Here is an 18751-nt window from a genome sequence, read left to right as displayed (position 1 = left end):
TTCAGCCGCAGCCGATTCGGCCGATAACCCCGTGGACCCATCAGCTGGCCCCTACAAGAACAACGCCCGGCGACGTGAGATTTTGCAAGACACATTTTCTGGAGAGCGTGCATGAACAGATGGTTTGCCGACAAGAGCGTGAACCTCAAACTCGGGCTGGGCTTCGGCCTGGTCCTGGTATTGACCGGCCTGCTGGCCCTGGCCAGTTGGACCAGCCTGGGCAGCCTCATCAATCGCAGCAACTGGATGAGCGACATTACCCGCCTCAACACTGACCTGACGAATCTGCGCGTGGCGCGCCTGCAATACATGATCGCCAACGGCGACGACGCCGCCGCCGCCAACACGCTGGCGAAGCTGGAAACCTTCAGCGCCCAGCAGCAGCACCTGGAAAGCACCTTCAAGAGCCCCGAGAACCTCAAGCTGCTGCGTGAGCTGGGCAAGATCATCGCCGACTATCGCATCTCGCTCGACAAGATGCGCGCAGGCTACAAGATCACCCTTGCGGCCCGTGAAACCCTCGACCAGAACGCGACCAAGGCGATCCAGTTGATCGAAACGATCAGCAAGGATGTCCTGGCCCGTGACGAAAGCGATGCGACCCGCTTGCAGCAATACCTGGTAATCAGCAAGGCACGCCAGCAGCTGACCCAGTTGCGCCTGGACGTACGCAGCTATGTCGCGGCGCCAAGCGACGTCGCCGAGCAAGCGGTGCTGCGCCAACTGCAGCAGACCTTCACCGAGATCGACGGCCTCAAGCGCCAGCTGACCAGCGATGGCGCTGCCATCGAGCAGTTCGAAGGCGCAGTGCGTGCCTATGGCGAGTCGGTTCGCCAGCTCAGCGCCTCGACAGCCCAGATCGCTGTGTCCCGTCAGGAAATGACCGTGCAGGGCGGCGACATCGTCAAGCTCAGCGACGACCTGTACAAGATCCAGCTCGAACGTCGTGACATCGAAAGTGCCGAGGCCCGCACCCTGCAGATCGGCGCGACGCTGCTGGCCCTGCTCATCGGCGTACTCGCCGCCGTGATCATCACCCGCCAGATCACCCGCCCGCTGCGCGAGACCCTCGCCGTGGTGGAGAAGATCGCCGGTGGCGACCTGACCCACAACCTGCAGGTCACCCGCCGCGACGAACTGGGCGTGCTGCAGCAAGGCATTGCGCGCATGGGTACGACCCTGCGCGACCTCATCAGCGGCATCCGTGACGGTGTTACCCAGATCGCCAGTGCGGCCGAGGAGCTGTCGGCGGTGACCGAGCAGACCAGCGCCGGCGCCAACAGCCAGAAGGTCGAGACCGACCAGGTCGCCACCGCCATGCACGAAATGGCCGCCACCGTGCAGGAAGTCGCGCGCAACGCCGAACAGGCGTCGCTTGCAGCAACCAACGCCGACGGCGAAGCCCGTGCCGGTGACAAAGTGGTGGGCGAGGCGATCAACCAGATCGAGCGCCTGGCCGCCGAGGTCAACCGCTCCACCGAAGCGATGAATCTGCTGCAACAGGAAAGCCAGAAGATCGGCAGTGTCATGGACGTGATCAAGTCGGTGGCCGAGCAGACCAACCTGTTGGCGCTCAACGCCGCCATCGAAGCGGCTCGCGCCGGTGAGGCGGGGCGTGGGTTCGCCGTGGTCGCCGACGAAGTGCGTGGCTTGGCGCAGCGCACGCAGAAGTCCACCGAAGAGATCGAAGAGCTGGTCGCCAGCCTGCAGAACGGCACACAGCAGGTAGCCAACGCCATGCTCGGCAGCCGCACCCTGACCGACAGCAGCGTGGAACTGGCACGCAAGGCCGGCGCGTCGCTGGAGAGCATCACCAGTACCGTGTCGGGCATCCAATCGATGAACCAGCAAATCGCCGCCGCCGCAGAGCAGCAGAGTGCCGTGGCCGAAGAGATCAGCCGCAGCATCCTCAACGTACGCGATGTGTCCGAGCAGACCGCCGCCGCGAGCGACGAGACAGCCGCCTCCAGCGTCGAGCTGGCGCGCCTGGGTGGACAGTTGCAAACCCTGGTCAGCCATTTCCGCGTCTGACCACGCCTTCCGGGGCCGCGTCGCGGCCCCAATCCTTCCCCCAAAAAATCTGCTGAACGGCGTTTCAGCTCCTGCAAACATTGCCGATATCTCTTCTGCGGCAACGGAGGGCCCATCACAAAAACAAATGCCGTGTGACGGGAAATCCCGCGAGCAGGCGCTTTCCCCCGGGGAACCTCCATGAGCAACTGGTTTGCCAACATCAGCGTCAAACTCAAACTGATGCTGGGCTTCGGCCTGGTCCTTCTACTCACCACTGCACTGGCCTTGACCGGCTGGAACAGCCTGGAAAACCTCGTCGCACGCAGCAACTCGATGGGGCAGATCACCCAGTTCAACACGCACCTGAACAACCTGCGCGTGGCGCGTCTGCAATACATGCTCGCCGATGGCGACGAGAGCGCCGCCGCCACCGTGCTAGCCCGCCTGGACACCTTCGAACAGCACAAGCAGGAACTGCTCGCCAGCTTCGACCACCCCCAGAGCCTGCAACTGCTGCGCGAACAGGCCAGCTACATCGACCAGTACCGCGCCTCGCTGGACAAGATGCGCCAGGGCTACCGCGCCATCGCCAGCAAACCCGACGCCGAGCAGCCGGTACGCGACGCCCGGGCGGCGATCGCCACGGCACGCCAGGAAATGATCGAGGAGCAGGCGCAGATCACCAAGCGCAGCGACGAGCTGTACAAGATCGAACTTGGCAGACGCGACGTCGATACCGCCCAGGCGCGCAACCTGCAACTGGGCGTGGCGCTGCTGGCGCTGGTGTTCGGCCTGCTCGGCGCCGTGGTCATCACCCGCCAGATCACCCGCCCCTTGCAGGAAACCCTCGAGGTGGTGAAGAAGATCGCCGAAGGCGACCTCACCCAGCGCCTGGAAATCACCCGGCGTGACGAACTCGGTGCCCTGCAGCAGGGCATCGCGGGCATGGGCGACACGCTGCGCGCACTGATCACCGGTATCCGCGACGGCGTGACCCAGATCGCCAGCGCCGCCGAGGAACTGTCGGCGGTGACCGAGCAGACCAGTGCAGGGGTCAACAATCAGAAGGTCGAGACCGACCAGGTCGCCACCGCCATGCACGAGATGACGGCGACCGTACAGGAGGTCGCACGCAACGCCGAGCAGGCATCCCAGGCCGCCACCCAGGCCGACGGCGAGGCCCGTGCCGGCGACAGGGTGGTGAACGAGGCCATCGGCCAGATCGAACGCCTGGCCGCTGAAGTACAGCACGCCACCGAGGCGATGAACCTGCTGCAACAGGAAAGCCAGAAGATCGGCAGCGTCATGGACGTGATCAAGTCGGTGGCGCAGCAGACCAACCTGCTGGCACTGAATGCCGCCATCGAAGCGGCGCGTGCCGGTGAAGCCGGGCGCGGCTTTGCGGTGGTCGCCGATGAGGTCCGTGCCCTGGCCCAGCGCACGCAGAAATCCACCGAAGAGATCGAAGAGCTGGTCGCCAGCCTGCAGAACGGCACCCAGCGCGTGGCCAACGCCATGCAAGGCAGCAGCGGGCTGACCGACAGCAGCGTGGAACTGGCACGCAAGGCAGGCACCTCATTGGCCAGCATCACCCGCACCGTGTCGGGGATCCAGGCGATGAACCAGCAGATTGCAGCGGCAGCCGAGCAGCAGAGCGCCGTGGCCGACGAGATCGGCCGCAGCATCATGAATGTGCGCGATGTGTCGGAGCAAACGGCGGCGGCCAGCGAGGAGACAGCGGCGTCAAGCGTGGAACTGGCGCGGTTGGGTGGGCAATTGCAGACGATGGTCAGCCACTTCCGCGTTTGAAGCGCATCCCGCAGGTTCCCCGCTGCGGTTGAGCTCGGCGGGGTACCTGCGGGAGCGGGTTTGTCGGGGCGCCGAAGCGCTGCGAAGCAGACACACGGCGGATGGCACCGGCTGCGCCGGTGCTCGCCAAGGGTATTACTTGACGATCAACCCTACCCCGCGTCCGCGCGGATCGGATGCGGTCTCGAGCTTGTCGCCGGTGACCCGGATCGCCTGGATATCGCCCATCTCCCAGCCTTGGTCCTCAAGCACGTAGCCCATTTTCTTCAGATCCTCTGCCACCTGCCCTTTGAGCGGTGCATAGCTGTCGAAATAGATGGTGTCCTTGGGCAGCAACTGATGGTGCACGCGCTGGGCGGCCACGGCTTTTTCCAGCGGCATGCCATAGTCGTACAGGTTGTTCATCACCTGGAAGATCGAGGTGAAGATCCGCGAACCACCGGGCGTACCGACCACCAGGGTCAGCTTGCCGTCGCGGGTGACCAGGCTCGGGCTCATGGACGAGAGCATGCGCTTGCCCGGCTCGATGGCGTTGGCATCCCCACCCACCACGCCAAAGGCGTTGGCCGCTCCCGGCTTGGCGCTGAAATCGTCCATCTCGTCGTTGAGCAGGAAGCCCGCGCCCTTGACCACCACGCCGCTGCCATAGTCGAGGTTCAGGGTATAGGTGTTGCTCACCGCATTACCCTGCTTGTCGACGATGGAGAAGTGCGTGGTCTGGTGCGGCTCCAGGCCCGGCTTGACCTTGTCGGTGTCGGAGATCGCATTGGGGTTGACCTGCGCCGCGCGCTTGGCGAGGTAGTCCTTGGCCACCAGCTCCTTGACCGGCACCTTGGTGAAGGCCGGGTCGCCCAGGTAGTCGGCGCGGTCGGCGAACACGCGCTTCTCGATCTCGGCCAGCAGGTGGATGTACTTCGCCGAGTTGTGCTCGACCCCCTTGAAGTCGGCTGCGCGGTCTTCCTTGATGCCCAACAGCTGGGCCAGAGCGACGCCACCAGAGCTTGGCGGTGGCGCGGTATAGACCACATTGCCACGCCAGTCGATGGCGATCGGATCGCGCCACACGGCCTTGTAGTCCTTCAGGTCTTCCTTGGTGATCAGGCCCTTGTCGGCCTGCATCTGCGCCACCAGCAGGTCAGCGGTCTTGCCCTGGTAGAACTCGCTGACGCCCTTGTCGGCGATGCGCTCCAGGGTCTTGGCCAGCTCGGGTTGCTTGAACAGCTCACCGACCTTCATGTTGCCGAAGTAGTCATTGAAGTTGGTGGCGGTCTTGAACAGGCCCTGGGCATCGTCGCGATATTGGTATTGCTTCTGCGCGATCTTGAAGCCGTTCTGCGCGTAGCCGATGGCCGGGGTAAGCAGCTCGCTCCACTTGAGCTTGCCGAACTTCTGGTGCGCCTCCCACAGGCCCATCACCGTGCCGGGCACGCCAGCAGCGCGCACGCCAACCAGGCTGAGGTTTTCGATGACCTCGCCCTTGTCGTCCAGGTACATGTTGCGCGTGGCGGCCTTGGGCGCGACTTCACGATAGTCGAGGAAGTACGGCTTGCCGTCGACGAACAGGGTCATGAACCCACCGCCGCCGATGTTGCCGGCTTCCGGGTAGGTGACCGCCAGGGTGAAGGCGGTGGCGACCGCGGCATCCACCGCGTTACCGCCCTTCTTGAGAATGTCGGCGGCTACCTGTGCGCCATATTGATCGGGCGCCGCCACCGCGCCACCTTCGAGCGTCACGGCATAGGCGGAAGAACAGCTCAGGATCGCGGCCCCGAGGGCCAGGGACTGGAACATGACGATACGCATGACACTTCCTTGGTGTTGTTTTTGTCGAGCACTCATTTAAGGCTCAACCGTTGCGACTAAGCAAACGGCACACAGGAAGGGAGGCGTCTTTGGGCAAATCTGTCGCGTTCAGGTAACTCAGCAGGCGTACATCGATAGCTTGCGCTGGATGAAGTCGAGGAAGCACTGGATGCGCAGCGCCAGTTGAGTATTGCGGTAGTAGACCGCGTGGATCGGCTGGCGATAGCCGTTGTTGGCCTCGGCCAGCACCACCTGCAGGCGGCCAGCGCGAATGTCTTCGTGGGTCATGAAATGCGACAGGCTGACAATGCCCTCACCGGCCAATGCCAGCTGGCGCAGGGTCTCGCCGCTGGAGGCGAGGATCGCCGGGCGGATCGGCCAGCGATCGCCCTGAGCATGGCGCAACGGCCATTGATTGAGCGTTTCGGGTGCGCTGAACCCCAGCAGGCAGTGCGCACTGAGGTCTTCGACCTTCTGCGGTGTGCCGCGCCGGGCCAGGTAATCCGGGCTGGCGAGCACCTGCACGGGGCTGCACCCCAGCGATCGGGCGTGCAGGCTGGAATCGGCCAGTTCACCGATGCGAATGGCCACGTCGGTGCTCTGTTCCAGCAGGTCAATGATCAGGTCGTCGGTATTGAGCTCGAGCTCGATGCCGGGGTACTGGCGGCGAAACTCGCCGATCCACGGCAGGATGGCATGCAGCATGAACGGTGCAGCGGCGTTGATCCGCAAACGCCCGGATGGGGTCTGGCGATTCATCGACAGGCGCTCTTCCATGTCGTCCATCTGCTCGAGGATGGCCCGCGAACGCTCGAGGAAGAAACGCCCTTCCTCGGTCAGGTCCATGCGCCGGGTGGTGCGGTTGACCAGCGTGGTCCCAAGCTTGCCCTCCAGGCGCGACAGGGTGCGACTCACCGCCGACGGGGTCTGGCCCATCTGCTCGGCGGCGGCGGAGATCGAACCGCAGTCGATGACGGCGACGAATACCTGGAGTTCTTCGGATCGGGTTTTCACGCGGCGGCCTTGGGCTTGGGGTAGTGCTGATTGATAGCTGCTGGGCGATCACGGCGCAAGTGGCGCCGCGTCATCACTCGGCCTTGCCGAACACCTTCGCCAGGTGCGCTTCATACGCTGCCAGTGCTGCCGGCACATCCGGGCGCTTCATCACATCCACCGCCAGGAAGGTCGGCAGGCCGGTCATGCCAAGGAACTGATTGGCCTTGTGGAACGGGAAGTACACCGCATCCACACCTTTGCCTTCGAAGAAGTCGGTCGGATCGTCGAAGGCCTGCTGCGGTGCGTTCCAAGTCAATGAGAGCATGTACTGCTTGCCCTGGATCAGGCCGCCGCTGCCGTACTTCTGCGAGGCATCGGAACGGGTGCGGCCATCGTTGGCGTACAGGCTGCCATGGCCCTCGGTGAAGACATCATCGATGTACTTCTTCACGGTCCAGGGCGCGCCCATCCACCAACCTGGCATCTGATAGATGACCACGTCCGCCCAGAGGAATTTCTGCACCTCTTCCTTGACGTCATAGCCTCCGTCGATGAAGGTCTGCTGCACATCGAAACCGGCGCGGTCTAGATAGGCCAGGGCGGCCTCGTGCAGGGTGCGGTTCAGGCGGCCGTCGGAATGAGCGAACTGTTTGCCGCCGTTGAGCAGAAGAATCTTTTTCATGGTGAGCCTCGCAGGTCTGGGTCGGCCCGAGGCAAGTACGCCTGCCGACCGAGTCAAAAGTGATGGCGGCAGATTAGGCAGTCGCGAGCGCAGGAAAAAGCCGGGTGGCGGCAAAATACATTTGCCTTCAAGTCACGAATATACATCTGATTGTTGCAATACAATCTGCTCACTTTCCCCCCGCACAGGCCATCGCCATGAGTGAGCAGTTCGCTTTCATCCTCAAAGCCAAGACCCGCCCTGAAAAGGCCGAAGCCTTCGAAACCCTGTTCCGCGCCTACGTCGAACCGAGCCGCCAGGAGCCCGGCTGCATCGAGTACCACATGCTGCGTGACAAGGAAGATCCGAGCCTGTTCGTGTTCTACGAGGTCTGGGCCGACAAGGCCGCCCTCGACGTGCACTCGGCGCTGCCGCACATGGCTGCGTTCTTCGAGAAGCGCATGGACTACCTGGAGCGCGACTTCGATATCCAGATGATCGAGATGCTCAGCCCGCCTTCCGCTAGCCGTTGATCAACAGGTGCCCGCCGAGCAGCGCCAGGCCGATGAAAAAGCAGCGCTTGAACAGCGCGGCGCTGATGCGCTGACGCAGCCAGGTGCCGGCGAACATGCCGAGCAGAGCAGGCACCAGCATCAGCAATGACGCGCCCAGGGCCGGGCCGTCGAGCGCGTCCTGCCCGGCCAGGCCAAGCGCCAGTGCGAAGGTCGAGACCGTGAACGACAGCCCCATCGCCTGGACCAGCTCATCGCGATTCAGCCCCAGGCCCTGCAGGTAGGGCACACCGGGCATCACGAACACCCCGGTCGCTGCCGTCACCACCCCCGTCAGCAGGCCGCACAGCGGCCCCAACCACCACTCCCATTGCGGCGCGACCCGCAAACCCGGCCCCACCAGCCCATACAACGCATACACCAGCAGTGCCCCGCCGAGCGCATGCGCCGCCCATGGGCCGCTGTCGATGCCAAGCCACAGGCTACCCAGCAGCGTACCCACGACGATCATCACCAACATGCCGCCCAGGCGCTTGAGTAGCCCACGCAGGTGGCCACCAGAGGCGAGCTGCCACAGGTTGGTGAGAGTAGAAGGCACGATCAGCAACGCCGCTGCCTGCGCCGGAGGCATAGCCAGCCCGAGCAGGCCCATGGCGATGGTCGGCATTCCCAGACCGATCACACCCTTGACCGCACCGGCCAGGGCGAAGGTAAAAATAACCAGCAGCGAAAGCGCCAGCCCCATGTCTTGATACAACGCGATAAAGGTATTCATGACGCCATCCTGCACCCTCGGCGATGGGCTGAAAATCTGCCATATACTCAGCCAGACTCTTGCCAGGACAGAGGCACATGCATTTCGACCTGACCGACCTCAGCCTTTTCCGCCACACGCTCGAATGCGGCAACATCACCGCCGGCGCCCGCCGCAGCCACCTTTCGCTGCCTGCGGCCAGTGCGCGCATCCGCGCCATGGAAACCTCGCTGGGCATTGCCCTGCTCGAACGCAACCGGCGAGGGGTGCAGCCAACACCTGCGGGCCAGGCGCTGTTGCAGCATGCGCGGCTGATCGCCCAGCAGGTCGAGCGGTTGCAGTACGACCTTGGCCAATATGCCCAAGGCCAACAGGGGCAGGTGCGCCTGCTGTGCAATACCGCGGCGCTGACCGAATATCTGCCGGAGTTGCTGGCTGCATACCTGGTGGCGTTTCCCGGCGTCAGCGTTGACGTGCAGGAGCAACCGAGCCTGCGCATCGTACAGGCGATCACCCAGGGGACTGCGGACCTGGGCATCATTTCCACGGCGGCACCGAGCGAGCACTTGCAGGTGCGGCCATTTCGGCAGGACCCGCTGGTGCTGATCATGCCCCTGGCCCATCCGCTGGCGGCAGAGCCGTCGCCGCGGTTCGTCGACAGCCTGGTACACGGTCATGTGGGATTGGCAGCAGACAGCGCCCTCGCCTTGCACCTGGAAGAACAAGCGCTACGCCTTGGGCGGCGGATGCAGGTGCGAGTGCGGGCCGAGGGTTTTGACGGGGTGATCCGCATGGTGGCCGGGGGTGCCGGGGTCGGCGTGGTGCCGTTGGCCTCGGTGAGACGCTGGGAGGGGGTGCTGCCCTTGCGCTGGGTGGCGCTGGAGGAAGACTGGGCCAATCGTCGGCTGCAGCTGTGCGCCCGGGATTTTACCGGGTTGCCGGGGTATGCGGCGGCGCTGGTCGAGCGGCTTGGGCTTGAGGAGTGAGTTAGCCTGGGAGCGGCGGTTCGGCGCCCCGACTTGTCCCGCGAACAAGATAACGCGCTGCATGGCACCGGCTACGCCGGTGATCGCGGGACAAGCCCGCTCCCACAACTAACACCGCAGTATTCAGAAAGTTGCGGAGCTCTTGTAGGAGCAACGGTCTTGCTCAAAATCTAAAGACCAGCCCAATCCCTGTGGGAGCGGGCTTGTCCCGCGATCACCGGCGTAGCCGGTGCCATGCAGCGCGTCGTCTGCCTCGCGGGACAAGTCGGGGCGCCGAACCCTCGCCCCCACAGGGCGAGCGGTTCTCCGTTGCGACTTGCCCGCGAAAAGGCCGGTACTGACTCAGCACACCCCGATCAGAACAACTTCACCGTATAGCTCAGGATCAACCGGTTCTCATCGATATCGGTCCGGTAGTTGGACCGCGCCATGACATTGCGAACCCGCACTCCCAGCCCGGCCAGCGGCCCGCTCTGCACCACATACGCCAGGTCCAGATCGCGCTCCCGGTCACGCCCTTCGAAGCCAAGCCCGGTGTCCACATCCCCGCCCTTCACATAGCGCAGAGTCGAGGTCAGGCCGGGAATGCCCAGGGCCACGAAGTTGTAGTCATGGCGCACCTGCCAGGAACGTTCCCCCGGCGCCGAGAACTCGTAGGTTGGCAGCGTGTTGCCCATCGGGTTGGTGTTGGCCCCGACCTGGATGAAGCCATCCTTGCCGCCGATCTGCTGGTAGCCCACATAGAAGGTATGCCCGCCAGTCTTGGCCGAGAACAGGCTGAACAAGGCATGGTTGTCGTAGTCACCGGCAATCTTGCGACCGTCCTCGCGGGCATCGAAGTACCCGGCATTGACGCCCAGCGTCCAGTCACCCACCGGCTCGGCGTGCTTGAAGCTGTAGAAGCGCTGCTGGTAGATATCCTCCAGTTGCGCCTGCCACACCCCGACGCTGGTGCGGTTGTCGTTGAAGGCATAGTCGGCGCCGACGTAGTTGAAGCGGTCGCTGGTGAAGCGCGCCAGCCTCGACGGGTTGATCGGGTCGTTGACCAGCGCGTACATCTTCTGGCTGTTGGACGAGTCGCGCAGGCTGGTGGAGCGGAACTGGCCGGCGTTCAAGGTCAACCCGGCGATCTCGCGGGACTCGAGCATCGCACCCTGATACGTTGGCGGCAGCAGGCGCAAGTCGCTGAACAACAGCACTGGCAGGTTGGGCATCAGCTCACCGACCTTGAGCTCGGTCTGCGACACCTTGAACTTGATCGCCGCACCCAGGCGGCTGTACTCGTCCGCCGACTTGCCGCTGGCAAGGCTCGGCAGCAGGCCCGACTTCGAATGCTCCGGACTGCTGTCGAGCTTGAAGCCAAGCAGCCCGGTCACATCGAGGCCGACACCCACCGTCCCCTGTGTATAACCGGAGCTGGCATTGAGGATGAACCCCTGCGCCCACTCCTGGGTACGGGACTGGGTGCTGGCACCCTTGATATCCGCATAGTCGCGGCTGAAGAAGTAATTGCGCGCCTGCAAGGTGGCGCGGGCGCCTTCGATGAAACCGCTGTCTTCGGCAGAGGCATCGAGGCACAGCGCTGCGGCGACGCAGCCACCGGCCAGTCGGGTGGCCGATGAAAAACGTTGGGAAATCTGTACGTGCATGGGGAGCGACTCCTGGATTCGGGCAACAGCGATCCACCGCGGCAGCCCAAAGGCCGCCGACGTGGGGATGGCGTGATGAAGGGATCAGGCGGGCGCCGGGCCCGCCGGGCTACCGTTGCGAGAAGCGGTCGACCGCTAGCGGTTGACCAGCTTCGCGGGCAGCGCGATCACCAGGAAGCAGCTCAGGATCAGGCAGCCGGCGAACACCCACAATGCCGCATGGGAGGTGCCGGTGAGATCGGTCACGATGCCCATCAGCGAGTTGCTCACCAGGCCCGCGATATTGGCCAGCGAGCAAGCAAGTGCGAAACCGGTGGCCGCGGCGGTACCCTTGAGGAAGGTCGCCGGCAGGCTGAAGAACACCGGCACCGCACCGATGATCGCCGCCGAGGCGATGGCGAACAGCGCCACGGTCATCACCAGGTTCTGGCTGAACAGAGTGCTGCTGGCCATGGCGATGGCGCCGATGATGAACGGCACGATGATGTGCCAGCGACGCTCGCGATGACGGTCGGAACTGGCGCCGATCATCAGCATGCCGAGTAGCGCGGCCAGGCTCGGAATCGCAGTGAGCAAGCCGATGTGGAAGGTGTCGCTGACGCCTGCATCGCGGATGAAGGTCGGCATCCAGAACCCCATGGCATAGGCACTGAGCAGGATCGAGAAATCGATGCCGCCGAGCATCCATACCTTCAGGTTGAAGAAGCCATCGCGGAAGCTGTGCTTGCTGCCCTTGCCCTCGGCATCGTCCGCAGCCAGGTCGCTGGCCAGTTGCGCCTTGTCATCGTCGGACAGCCATTTGGCCTGGTGGAAATTGTTCGGCAGGGCCCAGAAGGTCAGGATACCGAGCAGCACGCTGGGGATCGCCTCGAGCAGGAACAGCCACTGCCAGCCATGCAGGCCGTGGACCTGGTCGAAGTGCCCCATGATCCAGCCAGAGATCGGACCACCGATCACGCTCGACAGCGGCAAGCCGATCATGAACAGCGCGATGATGCGCCCACGCCGGTAGGTCGGATACCACATGGTCAGGTAGTACAGCACGCCCGGGAGGAAGCCCGCCTCGGCGGCCCCGAGCAGAAAACGCAGGATATAGAACTGGGTGGTGGTGGACACGAACATGGTGCAGGCCGACAGCAGGCCCCAGGTGATCATGATCCGGGCAATCCAGAGCTTGGCACCGACGCGCTCCAGGATCAGGTTGCTCGGCACCTCGAAGATGATGTAGCCGACGAAGAACAGCCCGGCCCCCAGGCCGTAGGCTGCGGTACTGAACTGCAGGTCTTCGAGCATCTGCAGCTTGGCGAAGCCGACGTTGATGCGGTCCAGATAGGCCGCGAGATAGCAGAAGCACAGGAAGGGAATCAGCCTCCATGTGATCTTGCGGTAGAGCGCTTGTGTGCCCTGGTCGGTTGCACTGTGAACCGCGGTTGCATTCGCAATTGGCATTTCTTGTCTCCTGGCGGCGACTTTGTGGTTGTTTTTAGGCCAGCAGTTTTCGACGCTCCAAGAGCGCCGCACACTACAGGCGGCTGTCCAGGGCAGCGTCACAAGACCCCGAGTGCTCCTGCGGGGCGACCGTCCGCACAGCGGACGGCGATGGAGCGGGCGTTCCTGCACCGTTCCTCGATTGTTATGGGTACAAGGCGCCCGGTTCAGTCGGCCAGGCGCTTGAGTTGCTCCATCGCCTCCTGGCGGCTGACGACATCGCCGTACTTGCTGTCGATGTCGAACAGGTTCGCTTCGTGCGGATCCTCATGGCGATCGCCGACGCATTCGCGCACCACGATGGTCCGGAACCCGTGCTGCAGCGCATCCACCGCACTGGCGCGGATACAGCCGCTGGTGGAGCAACCGGCCAGCACCACGGTGTCGACCCCTTGCGCATGCAGCAGCGGTGCAAGGCTGGTGCCGAAAAAGGCGCTCGCATACTGCTTGCTCAGCACCACTTCCTGCGCCAGTGGCATCACCGCCTCGCAGAACGCGGCCAGTGGATTGCCCTCGACCATGTCCTTCATCACCGGCGCCTTGCGCACCCACACGCCACCATCGGCAAAGTGCGGGGGCTGGTAGCGGATATTGGTGTGGACCACCAGAGTACCGGAGTCACGCGCCAGCGCCAGCAGGCCGCTGGCCTGCTCGACGGCCGACACCACGCCGGGGGCGTAGAGCGGCGCACCGGGGGTGGTGTAGCCCTGCATGAAGTCGATCATCAGCAGGGCCGCCTTGCGGCCGAAGCCGATGCGCTGGCCCCACACGCCCTGGTAGTTGTCACGGGCGCTCTGTGCGTCGCTCATGTCCGTCTCCCGTTTCAGTAGGCGCCCGACAGCAGGGCACCAGCGCCCGGAACCACAGGCTCCAGGTCCAGTGCCTTGAGCATGGCGTAGGTGGTGGCGATGGCCGCGGTGACCACCGGCTTGCCGGTCTGTGCCTCGACCTTGGCCACGGCGGGTAGCGACTGCATCTGCACGCAGGCCGACAGCACCACCACATCGACGCCTTCCAGGTTCATGCCGGCGACGATGCCCGGCAGGTTGGCCGGGTCATGGCGCGCCACGGCGAGGTTGTCGGGGATCTCCAGCGCACGCCAATCCTGAACCTCGAAGCCCTCCTCACGGATGTAGTTCACCACCAGCTCGGTCAGCGGCTTCATGTAGGGCGCGACGATGGCGATGCGCTTGGCCTTCATGACGTGCAGCGCCTCGACCAAGGCACCTGCACTGGTGATCACCGGCGCCAGCGCGTCGTTGTCGGCGGTGGCTTTCTGCAAGCGTTTCTCCGACTGGCGGTGATAGCCCAGCCCCATGGCCATGATCGCCACCAGGCACGCGTAGCCCAGCACGTCGACCTTGGCGTCGGACAACTCCACCGCGCAGCGGTCGGACTCGGCATCCATCGCCGCCAGCTCTTCCTTCTTCACCTGCTTCATGCGCATGCGGCTGGAGTGGAAGGTGAAGCGCTCCGGGCGGATCGCCTGGCGCGCGGTGAGCATCGCCGGGATCTCGGTTTCCATGGTGGTGTTCGAACTCGGCACGATCTGGCCGATGCGATACAGCTTGGTCATGTCTCGTGCTCCTTCAGACGAGGGAATGGTCGAGGAAATCGCCGAAGGCGGCAAAGAAGCCTTCGAGGTCGTCCCAGGGAATCATGTGGCCGGCGTTGTCGACCTGAACCACCTGGATGTCCGGCTTGAGCTCGCGGATCTCGGCGATGTCCTGCGCCTGGATCACACCGCCACGCCCGGCCACCATCAGCAGCGCCGGCTGGCGCACGGCAGGCAGGTCCTGATGGATATCCACCTCGTGGAAATCGTTGAAGGCTCGCACGATCGCCGGCTCGTGGCAGGTGTGCAGCCATTCGGCGCGCAGGGCCAGTTGCTCGTCGCTCCAGGTCGCGCAGAAGGCGCGCATGTCCTCACCGGTCATGCCGGTCGTGGCCTGGCGGATCGAATCGACGTACCACGGCAGCTTGCTCGGGTACTCGCGACGGCCCGGACCGGACACCGGCGGATCGATCAGCACCAGGCGCTGCAGGCCCGGCGCGCCCTGGGCGGCAGCGCGAATGGCGAAGCGTGCGCCCATCGAATGACCGACCAGGTGATAACTGCCAAGCCCAAGCGCTGCGGCGAAGGCCGGAATGTCGGCGGCGCAGGCATCGGTGCCATAGTCCAGGCCAGGGCCGCTGGAGGACAAGCCACGCCCGCGCACGTCCAGCACATAGGTGTCGAAGTGCTGGCCGAGGCGCTCGGCGACGAACCCCCAGGTGATCGCCGGGCTGGTGATCCCCGGCACCAGGATCAGCGCCGGCCCTTTGCCGCCGTAGCGCAGGTAGTGCTGGCGGATGCCGTTGGCGCTGACGTTGCCGCCGGCGACGAAGCTGCTCATGCCGCCTCCCCGCTTTTCAGTTCCTGGCCATAGAGGTCATAGCCGTAGACCCACGCCGGGTCTTCCTGGGTGTAGAGGAAGGTGTTGGCGTTGGACACCGACTGCACCCGCGAGGCGCGTTCCTTGCGGTTGGCTTCGTAGAGGGCGAAGGCGGTGCGGTGGTCGGACAGCCCGGTTTCCTGCAGGCAGCGGGTCAGCATTGCCGCGTCCTCGATGGCCATGCAGGCGCCCTGGGCCATGTGCGGCTTCATCGGATGGCAGGCATCGCCCAGCAGCACCAGGCGGCCACGGCTCCACAGCGGCAGCGGGTTGCGGTTGCGCAGCGGCCACTTGGTGATGGACTCGGTCGCGTCGATCAGCTTGTGCACCGTCGAGTGGTAGCCCTCGAAGGCGGCGCGCATCTCTTCCTGGCTGCTGTCCACGAACGGGCCCTGGAAGTCCCAGGCCTCGTGCGGTACGCCGGTGACGAAGTAGTACTCGTCGCGTTTGCCGGTGGTGTAGTAGACCATCATGTGACGATCGTCGGTCCACCACTTCACGCAGTCCTCGAACACGTCTGCGTGCTGCTTGAGCTTGTCGCCGCGAATCAGCGCACGGTGAGCGACCCAACCGCTGTAGATCGGCGCTTCAGCGCCCAGCAGTTCCTCGCGGATCTTCGAGTGGATGCCATCGGCACCGATGACGATATCGGCCACGGTATGAGTGCCGTCGGCGAAGTCCAGGCGCACCTGGTCACCCTCGTCGACGATCTTTTCCAGGCGCTTGCCGAAATGCACGGTGCCCGGCTTGATCGCCTCGATCTGCAGCGCGTGCAGGTCGCCGCGGTGGATGGTGATGTACGAGGCGCCGTACTCGCGGCGAGCGAACTCGCCCAGCGGGATCCGCGCCAGGTAGTCGCCGGTCCTGCCGTCGCGGCTGAACCAGAAGTCCGGGTGCGAGCTCATCAGCTCCAGCTTCTGCTCGAGGCCCATGCGACGGAAGATCTTCATCACGTTGGGGCCGATGTGGATGCCCGCACCGAGGCGGGTGAACTCCGGCGCCTGCTCGAACACCTCGACGTCGAACCCGGCCTGCTGCAGCAACGTAGCGGCCGCCGCCCCACCCAGACCTGCACCGACGATTGCGATTTTCTGCCTACCCCGCATGGGTATGTCTCCTCTTGTTCTGATGTGTTGCCAGCGGTTCGGCCGCTCGACGATTTAGAGTGTATACGCTCTATTTTTTTAATTGGAAGAGGCAGTGCGAAATATTTTCAAGGACCGTGATAAATGGCGATAACGCGGCTATTGTTACCGCAAACATTGGAATATGTGTGAATAGGTAACGTTTGAACGCAACGCTTGCGCTAATCGACGGGATGCGCTTTCATCTGAGCAAATATGGTGTACACACTATTGTTTTGCACCGAGATGACGCGCCAGGCACTGCCGTGGTGCAGCCGCTCGACCCTTGAGTCCTGACCAGGAGACCCCCCATGCCGGTGAGCAATGCAGAGCTGACCCAGATGTTCGAACACGTGCTGAAACTGTCTCGGGTTGACGAAACCCAGAGCGTCGCCGTGCTCAAGAGCCACTACTCCGACCCGCGCACGGTCAACGCCGCGATGGAGGCAGCGCAGCGCCTGAAGGCCAAGGTCTATGCGGTGGAGTTGCCGTCGTTCAACCACCCCACGGCGATGGGCAACGACATGACCGCTTACTGCGGCGACACCGCGCTGACCGGCAACATCGCCGCCCAGCGGGCGCTGGAAGCGGCCGACCTGATCGTCGACACCATGATGCTGCTGCACTCTCCCGAGCAGGAGCAGATCCTCAAGACCGGCACGCGCATCCTGCTGGCGGTCGAACCCCCGGAAGTACTGGCGCGCATGCTGCCCACCGAGGACGACAAGCGTCGCGTGCTGGCCGCCGAGACCCTGCTCAAGCAAGCGCGCAGCATGCATGTGCGTTCCAAGGCCGGCAGCGACTTCCACGCCCCGCTCGGCCAGTATCCGGCGGTCACCGAATACGGCTACGCCGACGAGCCGGGGCGCTGGGACCACTGGCCCAGTGGCTTCCTGTTCACCTGGCCGAACGAGGACAGCGCCGAAGGCACGCTGGTACTGGATGTCGGCGACATCATCCTGCCGTTCAAGAACTACTGCCGCGAGCGCATCACCCTGGAGATCGAGAAAGGCTTCATCACCGGTATCCACGGCGGCTTCGAAGCCGAATACCTGCGTGACTACATGAAGTACTTCAACGACCCCGAGGTGTACGGCATCTCCCACATCGGCTGGGGCCTGCAACCCCGCGCGCAATGGACCGCCATGGGCCTGCACGACCGCAACGACGGCATGTGCATGGACGCACGCGCCTTCTACGGCAACTTCCTGTTCTCCACCGGCCCAAACACCGAGGTCGGCGGCAAGCGCAAGACCCCGTGCCACCTGGATATCCCGCTGCGCAACTGCGATATCTACCTGGACGACCAGGCCGTGGTGCTGGCCGGCGAGGTGGTCGCGCCCGAGGAGTCCAAGGCCCGATAGGGGTTATACTGGCCCGGCGCTCCGCTTTCGGGGGCCGGCCAGCCAACCCACACAGCCCAAGCCATCACATGCCGAAGAAAACCGCCCCCGTTGCCACTCCGCTCGACACCACGCCCTATGACGTCACCGAACAGATCGGCCACCTGCTGCGCAAGGCGTACCAGCGGCATACGGCGATCTTCCAGCAGCAGGCGTGCGACCCACAGCTCACCTCGATCCAGTTCGTCACCCTGTGCGCCCTGCGCGACCACGGGCCCAGTTCCCAGGCCGAGCTGATCAAGGCCACGGCGGTGGACCAGGCGACCATCCGTGGCATCGTCGAGCGCCTCAAGGCGCGCGAACTGGTGCAACTGTCGCCAGACCCGGACGACCGGCGCAAGGTCATCGTCGAGCTCACCGAAAGCGGCTCGGCGCTGCTCGACGCGATGATTCCGTGCGCACGACAGATCAGCGAGCTGAGCATGGGCAGCCTCAATGCCGGGGAGCGGGTGGCGATCCTGTTCCTGTTGCGCAAGATGATCGACAGCGACGAGTCGGCCGGCTAGCAACGCCTCCACTCCTCCCCCCTCAACGCCATCTCTGGCCTACTTCTTGCTCACCATTTCATGTAGTGAGTACTTACCGAAAAAGCGCACCAATTGTGTTCTTTGGTAGCGCCCCAGAGATGAGCCAACAATGCAAACAACCATCTCCCTACGGATCAACGGTCAGCCTGTGGATGTCAGCGCCGACGCCGACACACCGCTGCTGCTGATCCTGCGCAACGACCTGTGCCTGAACGGCCCCAAGTACGGCTGCGGCCTGGGCGAGTGCGGGGCCTGCACGGTAATCATCGACGGGGTGGCCGCGCGCTCCTGCGTGATCCCCCTGGCCGGCGCCGAAGGCCGCGAGGTCACCACGCTCGAAGGTCTCGGTAACAAGGCCGCGCCGCACCCGGTGCAGCAGGCGTTCATCGACGAACAGGCGGCCCAGTGCGGCTACTGCATGAACGGCATGATCATGACCGCCAAGGCCCTGCTCGACCGTATCCCCAATCCCACCGACGAACAGATCCGCAACGAACTGTCCGGCAACCTCTGCCGCTGCGGCACCCACGTCGAAATCCTGCGCGCGGTGCGCCGCGCCGCCGGCCGCCAGGCCTGAGATCCGGAGAACCT

General features: G+C 64.2%; 17 protein-coding genes and 1 pseudogene. 8 read left to right on the top strand and 10 right to left on the bottom strand.

Annotated elements, in window-relative coordinates:
- The first annotated feature begins 111 nt into the window (after window positions 1-111).
- The 3 genes and pseudogenes from AB688_RS05690 to AB688_RS27435 all read left to right on the top strand — a co-directional run bounded on the left by AB688_RS05690 (window position 112) and on the right by AB688_RS27435 (window position 3822).
- Window positions 112-2031: a methyl-accepting chemotaxis protein gene (locus tag AB688_RS05690; protein ID WP_063542704.1), complete on the top strand. Its 1920-nt coding sequence runs from the start codon at window positions 112-114 to the stop codon at window positions 2029-2031.
- A 180-nt stretch (window positions 2032-2211) separates the two neighbouring features.
- Window positions 2212-2919 (top strand): annotated as a pseudogene (locus tag AB688_RS27440) (methyl-accepting chemotaxis protein); the annotation flags it as partial.
- Between the two features lie 39 nt (window positions 2920-2958).
- On the top strand, window positions 2959-3822 hold the full coding sequence (locus AB688_RS27435) for a methyl-accepting chemotaxis protein (protein ID WP_419555265.1): 864 nt from the start codon (window positions 2959-2961) through the stop codon (window positions 3820-3822).
- A gap of 135 nt (window positions 3823-3957) precedes the next feature.
- Here AB688_RS27435 and ggt read toward each other — a convergent pair whose 3' ends face one another.
- From ggt to AB688_RS05670, 3 genes are all read right to left on the bottom strand, one after another.
- On the bottom strand, window positions 3958-5625 hold the full coding sequence (gene ggt / locus AB688_RS05680; protein ID WP_063542700.1) for a gamma-glutamyltransferase: 1668 nt from the start codon (window positions 5623-5625) through the stop codon (window positions 3958-3960).
- Window positions 5626-5742: 117 nt separating this feature from the next.
- Window positions 5743-6639, bottom strand: a complete 897-nt coding sequence (locus tag AB688_RS05675; protein ID WP_054892645.1) for a LysR family transcriptional regulator — start codon at window positions 6637-6639, stop codon at window positions 5743-5745.
- A 73-nt stretch (window positions 6640-6712) separates the two neighbouring features.
- On the bottom strand, window positions 6713-7303 hold the full coding sequence (locus tag AB688_RS05670) for an NAD(P)H-dependent oxidoreductase (RefSeq protein WP_063542698.1): 591 nt from the start codon (window positions 7301-7303) through the stop codon (window positions 6713-6715).
- Window positions 7304-7500: 197 nt separating this feature from the next.
- Between AB688_RS05670 and AB688_RS05665 the strand changes: the two genes are divergently transcribed.
- Complete coding sequence (locus tag AB688_RS05665) at window positions 7501-7815, top strand: putative quinol monooxygenase (protein ID WP_063542696.1); 315 nt, start codon at window positions 7501-7503, stop codon at window positions 7813-7815.
- Here AB688_RS05665 and AB688_RS05660 read toward each other — a convergent pair.
- Window positions 7805-8569 (bottom strand): sulfite exporter TauE/SafE family protein, encoded by a 765-nt coding sequence (locus AB688_RS05660; RefSeq protein WP_063542694.1) that lies wholly within the window; start codon window positions 8567-8569, stop codon window positions 7805-7807. The genes AB688_RS05665 and AB688_RS05660 overlap by 11 nt on opposite strands.
- Window positions 8570-8646: 77 nt before the next feature.
- Between AB688_RS05660 and AB688_RS05655 the strand changes: the two genes are divergently transcribed.
- Window positions 8647-9534 (top strand): LysR family transcriptional regulator, encoded by an 888-nt coding sequence (locus AB688_RS05655; RefSeq protein WP_063542692.1) that lies wholly within the window; start codon window positions 8647-8649, stop codon window positions 9532-9534.
- Between the two features lie 356 nt (window positions 9535-9890).
- Here the strand turns inward: AB688_RS05655 and AB688_RS05650 are convergent, their stop codons facing one another.
- The 6 genes from AB688_RS05650 to nicC form a co-directional block, all read right to left on the bottom strand.
- The gene (locus AB688_RS05650; RefSeq protein WP_063542690.1) at window positions 9891-11183 is read right to left on the bottom strand and encodes an OprD family porin; all 1293 of its coding nucleotides are present in this window, start codon (window positions 11181-11183) and stop codon (window positions 9891-9893) included.
- A 135-nt stretch (window positions 11184-11318) separates the two neighbouring features.
- On the bottom strand, window positions 11319-12632 hold the full coding sequence (locus AB688_RS05645) for an MFS transporter (protein WP_063542688.1): 1314 nt from the start codon (window positions 12630-12632) through the stop codon (window positions 11319-11321).
- 206 nt (window positions 12633-12838) lie between these two features.
- Window positions 12839-13480 (bottom strand): N-carbamoylsarcosine amidohydrolase, encoded by a 642-nt coding sequence (locus AB688_RS05640; RefSeq protein ID WP_063542686.1) that lies wholly within the window; start codon window positions 13478-13480, stop codon window positions 12839-12841.
- 14 nt (window positions 13481-13494) lie between these two features.
- A complete protein-coding gene (locus AB688_RS05635) occupies window positions 13495-14247 on the bottom strand; it encodes an Asp/Glu racemase (protein ID WP_054892653.1) in 753 nt (250 codons plus the stop codon).
- Window positions 14248-14260: 13 nt separating this feature from the next.
- Complete coding sequence (gene nicD / locus AB688_RS05630; protein ID WP_063542684.1) at window positions 14261-15067, bottom strand: N-formylmaleamate deformylase; 807 nt, start codon at window positions 15065-15067, stop codon at window positions 14261-14263.
- Window positions 15064-16212: a 6-hydroxynicotinate 3-monooxygenase gene (nicC, locus tag AB688_RS05625; RefSeq protein WP_063542682.1), complete on the bottom strand. Its 1149-nt coding sequence runs from the start codon at window positions 16210-16212 to the stop codon at window positions 15064-15066. Before nicC ends, nicD begins: the two co-directional genes overlap by 4 nt.
- 329 nt (window positions 16213-16541) lie before the next feature.
- Between nicC and AB688_RS05620 the strand changes: the two genes are divergently transcribed.
- From AB688_RS05620 to AB688_RS05610, 3 genes are all read left to right on the top strand, one after another.
- Window positions 16542-17594, top strand: a complete 1053-nt coding sequence (locus AB688_RS05620; protein WP_063542680.1) for a 2,5-dihydroxypyridine 5,6-dioxygenase — start codon at window positions 16542-16544, stop codon at window positions 17592-17594.
- A 68-nt stretch (window positions 17595-17662) separates the two neighbouring features.
- On the top strand, window positions 17663-18139 hold the full coding sequence (locus tag AB688_RS05615) for a MarR family winged helix-turn-helix transcriptional regulator (protein ID WP_063542678.1): 477 nt from the start codon (window positions 17663-17665) through the stop codon (window positions 18137-18139).
- Window positions 18140-18269: 130 nt separating this feature from the next.
- Window positions 18270-18737 (top strand): (2Fe-2S)-binding protein, encoded by a 468-nt coding sequence (locus tag AB688_RS05610; RefSeq protein ID WP_054892658.1) that lies wholly within the window; start codon window positions 18270-18272, stop codon window positions 18735-18737.
- Window positions 18738-18751 lie beyond the last annotated feature (14 nt).

It is taken from the genome of Pseudomonas putida (assembly GCF_001636055.1).
Taxonomy (GTDB): domain Bacteria; phylum Pseudomonadota; class Gammaproteobacteria; order Pseudomonadales; family Pseudomonadaceae; genus Aquipseudomonas; species Aquipseudomonas machongensis.
Note: the sequence above shows the minus strand (reverse complement) of the source record. Positions and strands in the feature narration are given on the sequence as shown.

Coding starts and splice junctions, on each gene's coding strand:
- AB688_RS05690 (WP_063542704.1), top strand. CDS start 112: ATGAACAGATGGTTTGCCGACAAGAGCGTGAACCTCAAACTCGGGCTG.
- AB688_RS27435 (WP_419555265.1), top strand. CDS start 2,959: ATGGGCGACACGCTGCGCGCACTGATCACCGGTATCCGCGACGGCGTG.
- ggt (WP_063542700.1), bottom strand. CDS start 5,625: ATGCGTATCGTCATGTTCCAGTCCCTGGCCCTCGGGGCCGCGATCCTG.
- AB688_RS05670 (WP_063542698.1), bottom strand. CDS start 7,303: ATGAAAAAGATTCTTCTGCTCAACGGCGGCAAACAGTTCGCTCATTCC.
- AB688_RS05665 (WP_063542696.1), top strand. CDS start 7,501: ATGAGTGAGCAGTTCGCTTTCATCCTCAAAGCCAAGACCCGCCCTGAA.
- AB688_RS05660 (WP_063542694.1), bottom strand. CDS start 8,569: ATGAATACCTTTATCGCGTTGTATCAAGACATGGGGCTGGCGCTTTCG.
- AB688_RS05655 (WP_063542692.1), top strand. CDS start 8,647: ATGCATTTCGACCTGACCGACCTCAGCCTTTTCCGCCACACGCTCGAA.
- AB688_RS05650 (WP_063542690.1), bottom strand. CDS start 11,183: ATGCACGTACAGATTTCCCAACGTTTTTCATCGGCCACCCGACTGGCC.
- AB688_RS05645 (WP_063542688.1), bottom strand. CDS start 12,632: ATGCCAATTGCGAATGCAACCGCGGTTCACAGTGCAACCGACCAGGGC.
- AB688_RS05640 (WP_063542686.1), bottom strand. CDS start 13,480: ATGAGCGACGCACAGAGCGCCCGTGACAACTACCAGGGCGTGTGGGGC.
- AB688_RS05635 (WP_054892653.1), bottom strand. CDS start 14,247: ATGACCAAGCTGTATCGCATCGGCCAGATCGTGCCGAGTTCGAACACC.
- nicD (WP_063542684.1), bottom strand. CDS start 15,067: ATGAGCAGCTTCGTCGCCGGCGGCAACGTCAGCGCCAACGGCATCCGC.
- nicC (WP_063542682.1), bottom strand. CDS start 16,212: ATGCGGGGTAGGCAGAAAATCGCAATCGTCGGTGCAGGTCTGGGTGGG.
- AB688_RS05620 (WP_063542680.1), top strand. CDS start 16,542: ATGCCGGTGAGCAATGCAGAGCTGACCCAGATGTTCGAACACGTGCTG.
- AB688_RS05615 (WP_063542678.1), top strand. CDS start 17,663: ATGCCGAAGAAAACCGCCCCCGTTGCCACTCCGCTCGACACCACGCCC.
- AB688_RS05610 (WP_054892658.1), top strand. CDS start 18,270: ATGCAAACAACCATCTCCCTACGGATCAACGGTCAGCCTGTGGATGTC.